This is a genomic window from Streptomyces sp. NPDC002825 (genome assembly GCF_040295385.1).
Classification (GTDB): domain Bacteria; phylum Actinomycetota; class Actinomycetes; order Streptomycetales; family Streptomycetaceae; genus Streptomyces.
Genome location: NZ_JBEOVH010000005.1, coordinates 239,227 through 254,041, shown reverse-complemented (window position 1 = coordinate 254,041; position 14,815 = coordinate 239,227). Strand labels below are relative to the sequence as shown.

Here is a 14,815-nt window from a genome sequence, read left to right as displayed (position 1 = left end):
TTGCGGTCGGTGCCGCGGTTCTAGAAGTCGTCGAAGTAGTCCGGCTGGCTCTGGACGTTGAGCTCGTCCATCCGGATCCGCTTCGCCGGGTCCGTACGACGGTCGGAGAGCTTCAGGACGTCGAAGCCCTTCGCGATGTCGTTCGAGTAGATGTGGCCGTTGTAGTAGTACGCCGACCAGGAACCGCCCGTCGCGATGGTGGTGGCGGACAGCGGGCCGCGCTCGAAGTAGGCGATCTCCTTCGGGGCGGCCGAGTCGGTGAAGTCCCAGACGGAGACGCCGCCCTGGTACCAGGCCTGGACCATGAGGTCCTTGCCCTTGACCGGGATCAGCGAGCCGTTGTGGGCGACGCAGTTCTCGGTGTCGGCCTGGTGGCGCGGGATCTTGAAGTAGCTGCGGAAGACGAGCTTGCGCTGGTCGCCCTCCCCGACGATGTCGTAGATGCCGTCGGCGCCCCTGTTCGGGCCGACGACGGCGTTGCAGGTGGCGCCGCCGCCACCGCCCAGCTCGTCGGTGAAGACGACCTTGTTCGCCTTCTGGTTGAAGGTCGCGGAGTGCCAGAACGCGAAGTTGACGTTGTCCTGGACCTGGTCGATGACCCGCGGGTGCTCGGGGTCCTTGATGTCGAGGAGGATGCCGTCACCCATGCAGGCGCCGGCCGCGAGGTTCTCGCTCGGCAGCACGGTGATGTCGTGGCAGCCGGTGGTCTTGGAGACGCCCGGGTTGGTGGGCGCGCCCGGGTTGCCGCCGCCGTCCGGGCCCTCGCCCGGGAAGAGGACGGGGAAGTTGACGACGGCCGCCTGCTGGGGCGCCTTGCGGGGCACCTTGATGACGGAGATGCCGTCGTGCGGGGGCTGGCAGTCAGGGAAGGCCACGTTGGGCGAGTAGGAGGCGACGTAGACGTACACGTTCTTGCCCTTGGGCAGGATCGTGTGGGTGTGGGAACCGCAGTTGGTCTCGACCGAGGCGACGTACTTCGGGTTGGTGATGTCGCTGATGTCGAAGATCTTCATGCCCTCCCAGGATTCCTTCACCGAGGCGGGCTGCGTCGTGCTGGCGCACGAGTTGTCGCTGCGGGAGGAGTCGGTGGAGAGGAAGAGCAGGTTCCCGGAGACGGAGATGTCGTTCTGCGAGCCCGGGCAGAGCACCTGCGTGACGGTCTTCGGGGCCTTCGGGTCGCTGATGTCGTAGATCCGGAAGCCGTCGTAGTTGCCGGCGAAGGCGTACTTGCCCTGGAAGGCGAGGTCCGTGTTGAGGCTCTTGAGGGCGTCCTTGGGGATGTTCGCGAGGTGCTCGATGTTGGCACTGTGGACGATCTCGTCCACGCCGGGTATCTCGCCGCTCTGGATGGCCGCGCGCGCCTCGGCCTGCTGCTGGGAGGAGACGGCACCCTGGGCGGGGCCGTTGTCTCCGGGGTCGGGGGTGGCGGCCGCGGGGCCGGCCGCGAGAAGTGTGGCCAGCAGCCCGGCGGCGGCGGATGCCACACCCAGACGTCTGAACCGGGCACGCGGGTCACGCGTGTCGGAGGTGGTACGCGGGGTACGCAACGAAGTCACTCCGTCCTCCCTGGTTTCCGTTCAGCTTTGAACGGGCGTTGGACCCCGGCAGTATCTTCCGTGCCATGGACATCTCAACAGATGGCAACACAGACGTAATGAAGGTTTTTGATCGGTCCCCCGGAGAAAAGTGCTAGGAACGGTCACCACCCGACAAGAACACCTGGAGGTCGCGTTGTTGATCCGCCGTCAGCGTGCCGTCGTCGCCGCGGCCCTGTCCGCCGTCGCCGTACTCGCCCTGGGCGCCTGCGAGTCGGGCCCCGACAAGGGCGCGCCGCAGGCCGGAGCGTCGACGGGGCCCGCGGTGGTGGCACCGGGGAAGCCCGGTGAACCGGCCCGGCGGATATCCCCCGAGGAGGCGGCCCGGCTGCTCCCCGACGAGAGCCCGAACGGGGCGGACTTCACGTACGTGCAGATGATGATCGTGCACCACGAGCAGGCCCTGACGATGACGGCGCTGGCCCCGCAGCGGGCGTCCTCGCCGCAGGTGAGGAAGGTCGCCGAGCGGATCGCGGCGGCGCAGCGGCCGGAGATCGACGCGATGGAAGGTTGGCTGAAAAACAACGGCGGTCCGCGCGAACAGGGCGCGCACGACCATCACTCGATGCCGGGCATGGCGACCGAGGACCAGCTGACACGGTTGCGGAGCGCGAAGGGGAAGGCCTTCGACGAGCTCTTCCTGAAGCTGATGATCGCGCACCACGAGGGGGCCGTGACGATGGCGGCCGAGGTGCTGAGCCAGGGGAACAACGTCCTCGTGGAGGAGATGGCGAACGACGTGATCGCCCAGCAGACCTCGGAGATCAACCGGATGCGCTCCCTGTAGTCGGGGGCTTCACGTGTGGGGCCACCGGCGTGACCCCTGCTCGGGGCGGCGGCCCTCAGGCCTCCTCCCCCTCGCGCTCGGCCTGGGCGCCGGCGGCGCCGAGGACGGAGTCGAGGAGGCCGGGGAAGAGGGCGTCGAGGTCCTCCCTGCGCAGGGCGTTGAGCTTGGCCGTGCCCCGGTACATCTGCTGGATCACGCCGCTCTCGCGGAGCACCCGGAAGTGGTGCGTGGTCGTGGACTTGGTGACCGGGAGGTCGAAGTACGAGCAGCTGAGTTCGGTGCCCTCGCGCGCCATGTCCCGCACGATCCGGAGCCGTACGGCGTCGGAGAGGGCGTGCAGCACCTCTTCGAGGCGGATCTGGTCGCGCGTGGGGTGTTCGAGGACGCGCGGGCTGGTGGTGGTCGTCATGGCGGCGGCTCCACTTCATCCGGGATGCGGCCCATTGTACGAGAGACCTCGTAGTTTGACAGGTGCCGTACTACGACGAGTATCGTACGAGTACCTTCGAGGCATCCCGAAACGGAGTCCGTCATGAGCGTCGCCCTGTTCGAGCCCTACACCCTGCGGTCCGTGACCGTGCCCAACCGGGTCTGGATGGCGCCCATGTGCCAGTACTCGGCGGAGACCAGCGGGCCGAACGCGGGGGTCGCCGGCGACTGGCACTTCGCTCACTACGCGGCCCGCGCCACGGGCGGCGCCGGGCTGATCCTCGTCGAGGCGACCGCCGTCGCCCCCGAGGGCCGCATCAGCCCGGCGGACCTCGGCCTCTGGAACGACACCCAGATCGAGGGACTGCGGCGCATCTCCGGATTCCTCAAGGAACACGGCACCGTCCCCGGCATCCAGATCGGCCACGCCGGACGCAAGGCCTCCACCAACCGCCCCTGGGAGGGCCGCGGACCGGTCGAGCCGGGCGAGGGCTGGCAGCCCGTCGGCCCCAGCCCGGTCGAGTTCGCCGAGGGATACCCCGTACCGACCGAGCTGACCGTGGACCGGATCCGGGAGATCACCGGACAGTTCGCGGACGCGGCCCGGCGCGCCCTCGCGGCCGGATTCGAGGTCGTCGAGGTGCACGGTGCGCACGGCTACCTCATCGGCGAGTTCCTCTCCCCGCACAGCAACCACCGCACGGACGCGTACGGCGGCTCCTTCGAGAACCGGACCCGCCTCGCCCTGGAGATCGTCGACGCCGTCCGGGCCGTCTGGCCCGAGGAGCTGCCCGTGCTCTTCCGGATCTCCGCCACCGACTGGCTGGAGGAGCAGGGCTGGACGGTGGACGAGACCGTACGCTTCGCCGCGCTGCTGCGCGAGCACGGCGTCGACCTCCTCGACGTCTCCAGCGGCGGCAACGGCGGACCGGCCCGGATCCCGGTGGGCCCCGGCTACCAGGTGCCCTTCGCCGCCCGCGTGAAGGCGGAGACCGGACTGCCGGTCGCCGCCGTCGGCCTGATCACCGAGAGCGACCAGGCCGAGAAGATCCTCGCCAACGGCGAGGCCGACGCGGTCCTCCTCGGCCGCGAACTCCTCCGCGACGCCTCCTGGCCCCGCCGGGCCGCCCGCGAACTGGGCGCGACGACCCCGGCGCCTTCGCAGTACGCCTGGGCGATCTGACCGGGGCGGGGGCCACGGCCCTGACCGGTGCGGGTAGCCGTCCCGGGCGGGCCGCGGCGCCCTCGCCGGTGCGAGTGGCGGCTCCGCGCAGGGGCGGGAGGCGGCCCCGCGGCCCTCGCCGGTGCGCATGGCGGCTCCGCGCAGGGGCGGGGCACGCGACGGCCTCCGCCGGTGTCCGGCCCGGGGCCGGGGGTGTCTGCGGGGGTCGTTGTCAGTGGGTGGGTGCAGACTGGCCCGTATCCGCGACAACGGCGTCCTGGAGGTGGCAGCCATGCCCGACGTACTCCTCACCGTAGGCACCCGCAAGGGTCTCTTCATCGGCCGGCGACACGACGGACGGTGGGAGTTCGACGATCCCGCCTTCCCGGCGCAGGCGGTGTACTCCGTCGCCATCGACACGCGACGGCCGTCCCCGCGGCTGCTGGTGGGCGGGGACAGCGCCCACTGGGGCCCCTCCGTCTTCCACTCCGACGACCTCGGCAAGAGCTGGACCGAACCGGCCCGGCCGGCCGTGAAGTTCCCCGAGGACACCGGGGCCTCCCTGGAGCGGGTCTGGCAGTTGCACCCGGCCCCTGAGCACTCCCCCGACGTCGTGTACGCGGGGACGGAGCCGGCCGCGCTCTTCCGGTCGGCGGACGGCGGCGAGTCCTTCGAGCTCGTCCGCCCGCTGTGGGAGCACCCGACGCGCTCGAAGTGGGTGCCCGGCGGAGGCGGCGAGGCCGTGCACACCGTCGTCACCGACCCACGCGACCCGCACGCCCTGACGGTCGCCGTGTCGACCGCGGGGGTGTTCCGCTCGCGGGACGGCGGCGCCGCGTGGGCGCCCTCGAACCAAGGGGTGTCCGCCGTCTTCCTGCCCGACCCGAACCCCGAGTTCGGGCAGTGCGTCCACAAGATCGCCCAGGACGCGCGCGACCGGGACCGGCTCTACCTCCAGAACCACTGGGGGGTCTTCCGCAGCGACGACGCGGGCGCGAGCTGGACCGACATCGGCTCGGGGCTCCCCTCCGACTTCGGGTTCGCGATCGCCGCGCACCCGCACCGCCCCGACACCGCCTACGTCTTCCCGATCACCGCCGACTCCGACCGCGTGCCGGCGGGCCACCGCTGCCGCGTCTACCGCACGACGGACGCGGGCGAGACCTGGGAGCCGCTCTCCCGGGGCCTGCCCGAGGGCGACCACTACGGCACGGTGCTGCGGGACGCGCTGTGCACGGACGACGCGGACCCGGCGGGCGTCTACTTCGGCAACCGGAACGGCGAGCTGTACGCGAGCGCGGACGACGGGGACAGCTGGCAGCTGCTGGCGAAGCATCTGCCGGACGTGCTGTGCGTACGGGCGGCGATGATCTGACGGAATGAGAGATTCCGTCGGGTCACGTCAAATAGCCGTACGGAAAGGGGAGTTCACTCGCACGGACATGCGATCATGGGGCCGCCCTCCCGGCCGTCGGTCGGGGCCTCCCTGATTGCAGAGGACCATGAAGCTCAGCCTGTTCTCCGACGCCCGCCGCGCCCTGCTGGTGCTCGCGGCCGTCCTCGGCCTCGTCTTCGGCGTCACCGCCGCCCCGGCCCAGGCCGAATCGCGCACCTACGACTTCACGTTCAAGATCCACCCGCGGCACGCCCCCGACATGTGCCTGGAGGTGGCCGACTGGAGCAAGGAAAACGGCGCGGCGGTCCGCCAGTGGCCGTGCCACGACGGCCCCAACCAGAAGTGGCGCAAGTACTACATGACGGGCTCCTCGACCGGCCCGTACTGGTACGTGAACGTGAACAGCGGCAAGTGCCTGGAGATCCGTGACTGGGCCACCTACGACGGCGCCGTGGCCGACCAGTGGGACTGCCATTACGGCGCCAACCAGACCTGGTACGGCAACTCGGGGCTCATCTACCCGTCGTTCGAGTACGCCGCCAGCAAGTGTCTGGAGATCGCCGACTGGAGCCTGAGCGCGGGTGCCCCGGCGCGCCTGTGGAGCTGCACCGGCGGCGCCAACCAGTCGTTCAACTTCGAATTCGCGTAAGCGGCCGCGGGGGCGCCGGCCCGTCCGGCGCCCCTCCCGGCTCAGGGCAGGCGCCAGTCCACCGGCTGGGCGCCCATGCCGAGGAGCATCTCGTTCGCCCGGCTGAACGGCCGCGAGCCGAAGAAGCCCCGGTCCGCCGACATCGGGGACGGGTGCGCGGACTCGACCGCCGGCAGGTTCCCGAGGAGCGGCCGGGCCCTGCGGGCGTCGCTGCCCCAGAGGATCGACACCAGGGGCTTGCCGCGGGCGGCCAGCGCACGGATCGCCTGCTCGGTGACCTCTTCCCAGCCCTTGCCCCGGTGGGCGCCCGCCTTGCGCGGGGCCGTGGTCAGCGCCCTGTTGAGCAGCAGGACGCCCTGCCGGGTCCACGGCGTCAGATCACCGTTCGACGGCCGGGGCAGACCGAGGTCGGTGTGCAGCTCCCGGAAGATGTTCTCCAGGCTCGGAGGCAGCGAGCGGACCTCGGGCGCGACCGAGAAGCTGAGCCCCATGGGCATCCCCGGCGTGTGGTAGGGATCCTGACCCACGATCAGGACCCGCACCTCGTCGAAGGGCTGCTGAAAGGCCCGCAGCACGTTCGGCCCGGAGGGCAGGTACGTCCGGCCCGCGGCGATCTCCGCCCGCAGGAAGTCACCCATCGCGGCGACACGCCCCGCGACGGGACTCAAGGCCTCCGCCCAGCCGGGCTCCACCAGTTCGTTCAAGGGTCGCGCTGTCACGGTCCGTCACTCTACCGGCCTAGAGTGACAACGGGGTCCGGCCCGGATCTCCGCCCGCTCCCGCGCACGTCTTCGAGGATGGTGCACCGTGGTCTCCGTGAACGAACCCTCCGAGGGCCTCGTCGTCGGCGTCGACTCCGGAGGCTCGGGGCTCCGGGTCGCCCTGGCCGAAGCCGTGAGCGGCACGGTCCTCGAGACCGTCTCCTCGCGCGAACCGGTGCGGACCGGGGGCGGTGGGATCTCCGCCGGGCATTTTCTGGAGCAGGTGCTGCCCGCCGTGGCCGCCCTGCGGGATCGGGTCGGGGCGCGGCCGGTGCTCGCCGTGGGCGTGGGCGCCGCCGGAATGGCGACCCTCGGGGGCGAGTTGCGGGCCGAGCTCCCGGGCGCGTTCGCGGAGGCCTGGGGGGTGCGCCGGAGTGTCCTCGCGGCCGACGCCGTCACCGCGTACGCCGGGGCGCTCGGGCAGCGGCCGGGTGTCGTCGTCGCGGGCGGTACGGGGCTGATCGCGCTCGGCACGGATCTGACGTCCTGGCGCCGGGCCGACGGCTGGGGGCATCTGCTCGGTGACTGCGGCAGCGGTGCCTGGATCGGCCGGGCGGGACTGGAGGCGGCGATGCGCGCGCACGACGGGCGGCGCGGGGGGTCGGCGGCGCTGCTGGCCCGGGCCGAGAAGCTCTTCGGGCCGGCGGCCGGACTGCCGGGGGTGCTCTACCCGCGTACGGACCGGCCCGCCGTGCTCGCCTCCTTCGCCCCCGAGGTGGGCCGGAGCGCCGCTACGGATCCCGTGGCCGCCGGCATCCTCGCGCGAGCCGGAGCGCACATCGCCGAGGCCGCCGAGGCCGCCTGCCCGGCGGAGCCCGGGGCCCGGGTGGCCCTCACCGGCGGGCTCTTCAAGATGGGCGAGCCCCTCCTCGTACCCGTACGGGACGCACTCGGAGAGCTGCTGCCGCAGGCGCGGCCGGTGGAGTCGGCCGGAGATCCGCTCGCCGGGGCCGTCGCCCTCGCCTCCGCCGTCGCCTCCGGCACCCTGCGCCTGCCGGAGGACGCCTCACTCCTCCGAGTGTTCGACGCCGGGCTCGCCTAGAGCGGTTGTCCGCCCAGGTGGGAGAGGGTCGGCGAGGGTGGGAGCGGGCCAGGGCGAGGCGGCGTGGGGAGGGAAGCGGAACGGGAGCCTGCTCCTAGAGCGGACATACAGGGACGGAAGGCGCGTGACCGCACCTCAGCCAACGGCGCGGTACACGAAACCAGTAGCATGCGGCGCCATGAGCTCCCCCACTGGGCCTGCTTCCGGCCTGCCTGTACGAATGCCTCGACCCCGCCAGTCCGGGCGGCACCGTCGCCCCGAACCCGCGGCGGCGCCCGAGGGCGCTCCCGCACTGGTGCTCGCCGTGCCGGGCGCTCCGTCCGCCGCCATACGCTCGCTGGCCGAAGAGGTCGTGAGCATCGCCCGTTCCGAGCTGCCCGGCCTCGAGGCCGCGATCGGCTTCCTGGAGGGCGACGACACCGAGTACCCCTCGCTCGCGAACGTCCTGACGGCGGCCGCGACGCTGCGCACCGAGCGGTACGAGCTGGCCCTGGCCGCCGGCCGTGAGGCCACCGCCCCGACGGGCCCGGCCGCGGTCGTCGTCCCGCTGCTCGCGGGCCCGGACAGCGCGCAGATGCGCCAGGTCCGCCAGGCGCTGATGGACGGCGGCAACACCGCGGAGCTGACCGACGTCCTCGGTCCGCACCCGCTGCTCGCCGAGGCGCTGCACGTGCGTCTCTCCGAGGCCGGTCTGGCCCGCGCCGACCGCGCCCGCCTGTTCACGGTCGCGACGGCCGCCGACGGCATCATCCTGGCGACGGTCGGTGGCGAGGAGGCCGTGCAGGCCGCCGGCATCACCGGCATGCTGCTGGCCGCGCGCCTCGCCGTCCCGGTGATGGCCGCCGCGCTCGACCAGGAGGGTTCCATCGCCTCCGTGGCCGAGCAGCTGCGCGCCGCCGGTGCGGAGCAGCTGGCCCTCGCGCCGTACCTGATCGGCCCCGAGCTGGCCGAGGGTCTCCTCGACGAGGCGTCGAAGGAGGCCGGGTGCGCCGCCGCCGAACCGCTGGGCGCCTACCCGGCCATCGGCAAGCTGGTGCTCTCGCAGTACATGGCCGCGCTGGGCATTCCGCCGCAGCAGCCGCAGGGCGCGCCCTCGCTCTGACGCGTACGGAAGGGCCCGCTCCGGATGCGTCCGGTGCGGGCCCTTCGTCGTGTCCGGTTTCAACCGAAGATCACGCAGGAGGCCGCGGGGGCCTCGATCGCGCCCGCGCGGGACGGGATGCCCGTGTCGGGGTCGAGGGTGAACCAGGTGACGTCACCCGAGCGCTCGTTCGCCGCGTACAGGCGGCTGCCGGAGGGATCGAGGGTGAGGTCGCGGGGCCAGGTGCCGCCGCAGGGCACGGTGGCGACGAGCCGGGCCTCCGCCCCGTCCGTGTCGAGGGCGAGCACGGCGAGGGTGTCGTCGCCGCGCACGGCGGCCCAGAGGAAGCGGCCGTCGGGGGCGACGACCACCTCGGAGGGGTAGCTCGGGCCGGTGGTGCCCTCGGGGACGACGGGGGTCTCGGCGAGCGGTTCGAGCACGCCCTCGGCCGCGTCCCAGCGGCAGACGGTGAGGGTGGGCTCCAGTTCGTTCAGGACGTACGCGTGCGCGCCGTCGGGGTGGAAGGCGAGGTGGCGGGGTCCGGTGCCGGGGCGCAGCCTGGTCTCGCCGTGGAGGGTGAGCCTCCCGGTCGCGGGGTCGAGGGCGCAGATCCGCACGGAGTCGGTGCCGAGGTCCACGCTGACGACCCAGTTCCCGCTGGGGTCGGGGAGCACCTGGTGGGCGTGCGGGGAGCTCTGGCGGTCGGCGACGGGGCCGCTGCCCTCGTGCCGCAGGACCGTGGTGGCGGGGCGGGCGGTGCCGTCCTCGGCCAGGGGCAGGGCGGTGACGCTGCCGGAGGTGTAGTTGGCGGTGAGGAGGTGTCCGGCGGCCAGGGCCAGGTGGGTGGGGCCGGCGCCGTCGGCGGGTACGGGGGCGCCGAGCGGCCGTGGCGTGGGTCCGGTGACGTCGAAGGCGGCGACGGCGCCCGCGTCGGTCTCGGAGACGGCGTGGAGGACGGGGCCGGCGAGGGCGAGGAAGGAGGGGTCGGCGACGGCGTCACTGGCGCCGGTGACGGTCAGGGCGCCGGTCTCGCGGTCCCAGTCCGCGGCGAGGACGCCGCGGCCGCCCGCCGAGGTGAAGGAGCCGATGTAGGCCCGTACTCCGTTCAGGCCCTGATCCGTCCCTGTGCCGCCCATCGCGCCTCCCCTGTCCCCGGGCCGGTCGGGGTTCGACCGGCCGTCGCCTCCTCGGGCGACGGTAGCAGGCGGTCTAGACCAAAGCGGGGAGCACGGGCGGTCGAGGGCGGCGGTGGGTCTCCGCCCGTGAGCCTCCGTGCCTCAGGGACTGAGGCTCACGTCCGGTGGCCCTTCGCGCCTCAGGAACGGACGAGCAGGGAGCCGGGCGGCGTGCGGAGCGGTTCGTCCAGGGCGGCGAGGAGCTTCTCCAGGCCACTGACGTGGCCGAGCGCGGCGTGATCCACGGCCGGGGTGGGGGCCGGCGCCTCGTGGTCGGTGCCGTGACCGGCGGCCGGCGAGGTCAGGCGCTCCACGGCCGCCTCGACGCGCCAGCACGCCGCCGCCAGGCGGGCGTCGTGGCCGGCGTCCGGGTCGGCGGCGACGGAGACCAGGCCCCGTACCTCCCGGGCCGCTTCGTCGAGGAGGCCGAGGACGCGACGGGCGCGCTGCTTCCTCCCCCTGAAGGGGGTCAGCGGGTGCACCAGCGGAGCCAGCGAGAGCCGTACGCGCCCGAGAAGCGCCTCCAGCTCGGCGGCGTGCGGCGTCGGGTCGGCGGCTTCCTCGCCGGCGAGGCGCCGTACGGAGGCCGAGGTGGCGGACCGGACGCAGAGGAGCGCTCGCTGGATCCACGCGTCGTTCGTCGTGTGCGTCCGCACGGGGAGGACCAGCGTCACGGCGAGGCCGGCGCACGCGGCGCCGACGCCGGTCTCGGACACGCGCAGGAGGAGCAGCGCGCCGTCCAGGACGCCCAGGAGCCCGTACAGCAGGCTGGCCATCACGGTGACGGCGAGGATCATCCAGCTGTAGGAGACGGCGGCGGTGTAGAAGATGCCGAAGACGCAGACCGCGACGAGGAGCGCGGTGGCGACGGGCGCGCCGCCGAGCGGGACGGCGACGAGGAATCCGGCGGCGATGCCGGTGACGGTGCCGAGGACGCGACGGAAGCCCCGTACGAGCGTCTCGCCCCGCGAGGAGGTGTTGACGAAGATCCACCAGACGGTGCCGACGGCCCAGTACCAGCGGGCCTCCGAGAGCAGCTGGCCGATGACTAGGGCCGCCCCGGAGGCGACGGCGACCTGGACGGCCTGGCGGGTGGTGGCCCGGGCGAGTCCCGTCCCGGGCAGGGCGGCGGGCACGGCCGGCGGCGGGACCCGGCGCTCGATGGGCCACAGCACGAAGCGCACGGTCCCGGCCGCGGCCAGGGCGATGCCGGTGGCCGCGTACAGCTGGGGCAGCTGGGCGGGGAGGGCGTGCAGGAACTGGGTCACGAAGAACTGCATGAAGGCGAAGATGCCGAGCGCGTGGCCGCGGGGGCCCCAGCGGCGCGCGTACACGCCGGCGAAGATCACGAGCAGCCAGGTCGCGTCGCGCAGGAGCGGCACGTCGTGCAGGAGGGCCGCGAGGGCGAGCACGGGGAAGCCGACCGTCGGCAGGAGGGCGGTGGTGACGACCTGACGGCGTACCGTCGGGTCACCGACCGTGAAGAGGGCGAGCAGCGCGGCGAGACCGGCGGTGATGGACGCGACGAGGGACAGACCCAGGAGCTCGGCCAGGGCGACGGCGAGTCCGACGCCCAGGACGGCACGCAGCGCGACCCTGAGTCGGACGAGCCCCGGGTCCGGGACCATGAAGTACTTGTGCACGGCGGCCAATCCCGCCCCCCTTGATCTGTTCCTCGTCGCGCGCGAGGTTCCCCTGGGGTGGTGGGGGCTCGGACACGACGAAAGCACCGCGGGCCGGTCCGGCCTCGTCGCCGGACGGCGCTGCGCGGCGCCGAAGATGTGTGATGGCTGCAAGGATAGACCGAAAGGGGTACAGCGGCTCAACTCGCCCACGGATCGGTGGGCCATTGGCCCACTGCGAGGGCGGAACGGGTGACCGGACGGAGCCATTGGCCCATGCCGTGGACCTCGTGATCACGTCCGCGGCGGTGCGGAGGTCCGCCTGGCCCGGGCGGCGCGGAGGCGTCGTGGCGTCCATGCCTCCGGCACAGGGCTCAGGAGACGGCGCGGCTGCACCGCCCGGACGACGGCCTCGGCGGGTGCGGGACAGGACGGCGCGAACCGGCCTCGGTCGGCGGGCCTTCGAAAGTCCTCGGCCGGGTGCGCCGTACCGGCCCTTCGGCGGGTGCGGGACAGGACGGCGCGAACCGGCCTCGGTCGGCGGGCCTTCGAAAGTCCTCGGCCGGGTGCGCCGTACCGGCACCCCTGGCGAGACCTCGCGACTGACGAAGATCCGGTGGCGGCGCCCTCGCTCGTGAAAGGCTGACAGGCGTACGCGGACGGGGAGTTGGGCGTCCGGCGGGGACCCGGCGCTCACCGCGCGCTCTACGACGCGTCCGGCGGCTGTTCGCCGAGCTCGCCCGCCGCTGCCGGCCGACCGCCGAGCGTGCGTGACAGACGCGAGGACCATCTCGCCACGACGACAAGGATGAGGAGACAACCCGGTATGGACACAGCCGTGTCAACCCGATCGCCGGAGGCGGCGCAGCTGTCGGGCGCGGTGGACAGCCGACTGCCCGCGCCCCCGTCGTTCCGCGGTGGCGCCGCCGCGGACGCGCGCCTGCTGAGCAGCTACGCCGAAGGCTGCGCCGAAGTGCTCGCGGCGCTACCGCCCCGAGCCGATCGCTCCGCCGCCGAGCACGGCGACGCGGACCGGGTCGAGCGGGCCGCGCGGCACGCCCGGCACCGGTTCCTCACGCTGCACGCCGGGCACCTCTACGACGAGCTCACCGAAGGCCGCAAGCACCGGATCCGCCTGGACGAACTGGCGTTCGCCGCGGCGGACGCGTACCCCGGCCTCGTCCCCACCCGCGCCCAGATATCCGCCGACCGCAAGCTGCCGCAGGCCGAGAAATCGGACGGGGAGGTCGACCAGGGAATCCTCTTCGCGCACCTTCTCGACGGTCGGGAGACCGGCGAGCACCTCCTGAGGTCGATGCTGGCACCCACTCCCCGCGCGCTCGACCTGCTCCCGGAATTCCGGAGGAGCGGCCGCGTGGACCTCGGCCGGGCGGTGGTCCGCCGCGACGGCTTCGTCGCCGAAGTGACCATCTGCAACCAGGACGTCCTCAACGCCGAGGACGACGCGGTGGTCGAGGCCCTGGAGACCGCCGTCGACCTCGCCCTTCTCGACGACGCGGTGTCGGTCGGCGTGCTGCGCGGCAGCGTCCTGTCCCATCCCCGGTACAGCGGTCGGCGCGCCTTCGGCGCCGGCATCAACCTCACCCACCTCTACACCGGGCAGATATCGTTCGTCGACTTCATGCTCCGCCGCGAGCTCGGGTACATCCGCAAGCTGATCCACGGCCTGCGCCACGACCCGGCGGACGACCTGCTCCACCCCCGGGGCGGCAAGCCGTGGGTGGGTGCGATCGACACCTTCGCCATCGGTGGCGCCACCCAGGTGGCGCTGGTCCTCGACCGGGTCGTCGCCGGGAGCGACGCCTACTTCTCCCTGCCCGCGCTCGCGGAGGGCATCATCCCGGGCGCGGCGAACCTGCGGCTCGGCCGTGTCGTGGGTCGGCGCATGGCGGAGCGGCTGATCTTCTTCGGCGAGAAGGTCGCGGCCACCGGCCCCGAGGCCCGGGAGCTGTGCGACGAGGTCGTCGCGCCGGACGCGGTCGACGGGGCGGTGGCGGCCTCGGCCGAGCGTCTCGCCGACCCCGCGGTGCCCGCCAACCGCCGCATGCTGCACCTGGCCGAGGAGTCCGACGACCTCTTCCGCACGTACATGAGCCGGTACGCGCTGGAGCAGTCGGCCCGGATGCACAGCCCGGACGTGGTGGCCAAGTTGGAGCGCACCTGGATGAACCGGCGGCCGGGCGGCGCGTCGGAGACGGCTCGGCCGGGAGGGGCCGGGAAGGACTGAGCCGACGGTTGTCAGGCGCCGTCCCCGGACACTTCCGCCCAGACGGTCTTGCCCTCGTCCGTGTACCGCACGCCCCAGTTGTCCGCGAGGGAGGCACAGATCAGCAGGCCGCGCCCGCCCTCGTCGACGGCCTTGGCGTGGCGGAGGTGGGGTGCGGCCTGTCCGGCGTCGGTCACCTCGCAGGTGAGGGACGGGCCCTCGGCGATGAGACGGAGGGTGACCGGGGCGGCGCCGTAGCGAAGGGCGTTGGTGACGAGTTCGCTGACGACGAGCGTCACCGTGAACGGGTCCGCGGGGTGTTTCCAGCTCCTGAGCCGGTCCTCGACGTGGGCCCGCGCGGTGGCCACGGCGGACAGGTCGAACGGGACCTCCCACTCGGCGAGTTCGCCCGGCGGGAGATGGCGCGTGCGGGCGAGGAGGAGGACCCGGTCGGGGGCGAGGAGGCGTTCCACGTCGTCGGCCATCGCCTCCGGGTCTCGCTCAGGGTGGGCGAGGGCCGCCATGAGCTCCTCCGTCCGGGGCCCTTCGCCGGCGGAGGCCAGGCAGAGGGTGCTGCCCTCGGGCAGGAAGAGCGTCTCACAGGCGAACGGCGGTCCTTCCCCGCCCAGGAGGGGCCCGTCGTCGAGCGGCCGGGTGTCCGCGGACCCGTCGGGATGGACGACGACGAGCAGCGAGGAACCGGCGCGCGCGATGTCGAGCCGTCCGTCGACGGGGTCGTGGACGGCGATGGTGCAACCGGCGGTGGGGTGGGGGTCGACGGGCGCGGCGGACACGGTCTCGGGGGCGCCCGCAGGGAGTGGCGACGGGGCAGACACGGTCTCGGGGGCGCCCGCAGCAGGTGACGACGCGGCGGACACAGTCTCGGAAG

The 14,815-nt window shown here is 73.1% G+C and carries 13 protein-coding genes; 7 read left to right on the top strand and 6 right to left on the bottom strand.

What is annotated here, in order from left to right:
- Positions 1 to 20: 20 nt before the first annotated feature.
- Positions 21 to 1,556 (bottom strand): LVIVD repeat-containing protein, encoded by a 1,536-nt coding sequence (locus tag ABT041_RS09660; protein WP_351181715.1) that lies wholly within the window; start codon positions 1,554 to 1,556, stop codon positions 21 to 23.
- A gap of 178 nt (positions 1,557 to 1,734) precedes the next feature.
- Between ABT041_RS09660 and ABT041_RS09655 the strand changes: the two genes are divergently transcribed.
- Positions 1,735 to 2,382 carry a DUF305 domain-containing protein gene (locus tag ABT041_RS09655; RefSeq protein ID WP_502976419.1) on the top strand — a complete coding sequence of 216 codons (648 nt, stop codon included), beginning with the start codon at positions 1,735 to 1,737 and terminating at the stop codon, positions 2,380 to 2,382.
- Positions 2,383 to 2,437: 55 nt separating this feature from the next.
- Here ABT041_RS09655 and ABT041_RS09650 read toward each other — a convergent pair whose 3' ends face one another.
- Positions 2,438 to 2,791, bottom strand: coding sequence for an ArsR/SmtB family transcription factor (locus tag ABT041_RS09650; RefSeq protein ID WP_351181709.1), 354 nt, complete (start codon positions 2,789 to 2,791; stop codon positions 2,438 to 2,440).
- A 123-nt stretch (positions 2,792 to 2,914) separates the two neighbouring features.
- Here ABT041_RS09650 and ABT041_RS09645 point away from each other — a divergent pair, with 123 nt between their 5' ends.
- The 3 genes from ABT041_RS09645 to ABT041_RS09635 all read left to right on the top strand — a co-directional run bounded on the left by ABT041_RS09645 (position 2,915) and on the right by ABT041_RS09635 (position 6,018).
- Positions 2,915 to 3,994 carry an NADH:flavin oxidoreductase/NADH oxidase gene (locus ABT041_RS09645; RefSeq protein ID WP_351181706.1) on the top strand — a complete coding sequence of 360 codons (1,080 nt, stop codon included), beginning with the start codon at positions 2,915 to 2,917 and terminating at the stop codon, positions 3,992 to 3,994.
- 271 nt (positions 3,995 to 4,265) lie between these two features.
- The gene (locus tag ABT041_RS09640) at positions 4,266 to 5,348 is read left to right on the top strand and encodes a WD40/YVTN/BNR-like repeat-containing protein (RefSeq protein WP_351181703.1); all 1,083 of its coding nucleotides are present in this window, start codon (positions 4,266 to 4,268) and stop codon (positions 5,346 to 5,348) included.
- 127 nt (positions 5,349 to 5,475) lie between these two features.
- Positions 5,476 to 6,018 carry an RICIN domain-containing protein gene (locus ABT041_RS09635; RefSeq protein ID WP_351181700.1) on the top strand — a complete coding sequence of 181 codons (543 nt, stop codon included), beginning with the start codon at positions 5,476 to 5,478 and terminating at the stop codon, positions 6,016 to 6,018.
- Between the two features lie 41 nt (positions 6,019 to 6,059).
- Here ABT041_RS09635 and ABT041_RS09630 read toward each other — a convergent pair whose 3' ends face one another.
- Positions 6,060 to 6,737: a uracil-DNA glycosylase gene (locus tag ABT041_RS09630; RefSeq protein WP_189803921.1), complete on the bottom strand. Its 678-nt coding sequence runs from the start codon at positions 6,735 to 6,737 to the stop codon at positions 6,060 to 6,062.
- 88 nt (positions 6,738 to 6,825) lie between these two features.
- Here ABT041_RS09630 and ABT041_RS09625 point away from each other — a divergent pair, with 88 nt between their 5' ends.
- The gene (locus tag ABT041_RS09625; protein ID WP_351181696.1) at positions 6,826 to 7,821 is read left to right on the top strand and encodes an N-acetylglucosamine kinase; all 996 of its coding nucleotides are present in this window, start codon (positions 6,826 to 6,828) and stop codon (positions 7,819 to 7,821) included.
- Between the two features lie 178 nt (positions 7,822 to 7,999).
- A complete protein-coding gene (locus ABT041_RS09620) occupies positions 8,000 to 8,923 on the top strand; it encodes a sirohydrochlorin chelatase (protein ID WP_351181693.1) in 924 nt (307 codons plus the stop codon).
- 59 nt (positions 8,924 to 8,982) lie between these two features.
- Here ABT041_RS09620 and ABT041_RS09615 read toward each other — a convergent pair whose 3' ends face one another.
- Together ABT041_RS09615 and ABT041_RS09610 are read right to left on the bottom strand one after the other, a co-directional pair.
- Positions 8,983 to 10,038: a lactonase family protein gene (locus ABT041_RS09615; protein ID WP_351181690.1), complete on the bottom strand. Its 1,056-nt coding sequence runs from the start codon at positions 10,036 to 10,038 to the stop codon at positions 8,983 to 8,985.
- A gap of 179 nt (positions 10,039 to 10,217) precedes the next feature.
- Complete coding sequence (locus ABT041_RS09610; RefSeq protein ID WP_351181981.1) at positions 10,218 to 11,705, bottom strand: FUSC family protein; 1,488 nt, start codon at positions 11,703 to 11,705, stop codon at positions 10,218 to 10,220.
- A gap of 832 nt (positions 11,706 to 12,537) precedes the next feature.
- On the opposite strand from ABT041_RS09610, the gene ABT041_RS09605 reads away from it, so the two are divergent.
- Complete coding sequence (locus tag ABT041_RS09605; protein ID WP_351181687.1) at positions 12,538 to 13,947, top strand: enoyl-CoA hydratase/isomerase family protein; 1,410 nt, start codon at positions 12,538 to 12,540, stop codon at positions 13,945 to 13,947.
- An 11-nt stretch (positions 13,948 to 13,958) separates the two neighbouring features.
- Here ABT041_RS09605 and ABT041_RS09600 read toward each other — a convergent pair whose 3' ends face one another.
- Positions 13,959 to 14,720 carry an ATP-binding protein gene (locus ABT041_RS09600; protein ID WP_351181684.1) on the bottom strand — a complete coding sequence of 254 codons (762 nt, stop codon included), beginning with the start codon at positions 14,718 to 14,720 and terminating at the stop codon, positions 13,959 to 13,961.
- Positions 14,721 to 14,815 lie beyond the last annotated feature (95 nt).

Coding starts and splice junctions, on each gene's coding strand:
- ABT041_RS09615 (WP_351181690.1), bottom strand. CDS start 10,038: ATGGGCGGCACAGGGACGGATCAGGGCCTGAACGGAGTACGGGCCTAC.
- ABT041_RS09640 (WP_351181703.1), top strand. CDS start 4,266: ATGCCCGACGTACTCCTCACCGTAGGCACCCGCAAGGGTCTCTTCATC.
- ABT041_RS09650 (WP_351181709.1), bottom strand. CDS start 2,791: ATGACGACCACCACCAGCCCGCGCGTCCTCGAACACCCCACGCGCGAC.
- ABT041_RS09610 (WP_351181981.1), bottom strand. CDS start 11,705: ATGGTCCCGGACCCGGGGCTCGTCCGACTCAGGGTCGCGCTGCGTGCC.
- ABT041_RS09645 (WP_351181706.1), top strand. CDS start 2,915: ATGAGCGTCGCCCTGTTCGAGCCCTACACCCTGCGGTCCGTGACCGTG.
- ABT041_RS09620 (WP_351181693.1), top strand. CDS start 8,000: ATGAGCTCCCCCACTGGGCCTGCTTCCGGCCTGCCTGTACGAATGCCT.
- ABT041_RS09635 (WP_351181700.1), top strand. CDS start 5,476: ATGAAGCTCAGCCTGTTCTCCGACGCCCGCCGCGCCCTGCTGGTGCTC.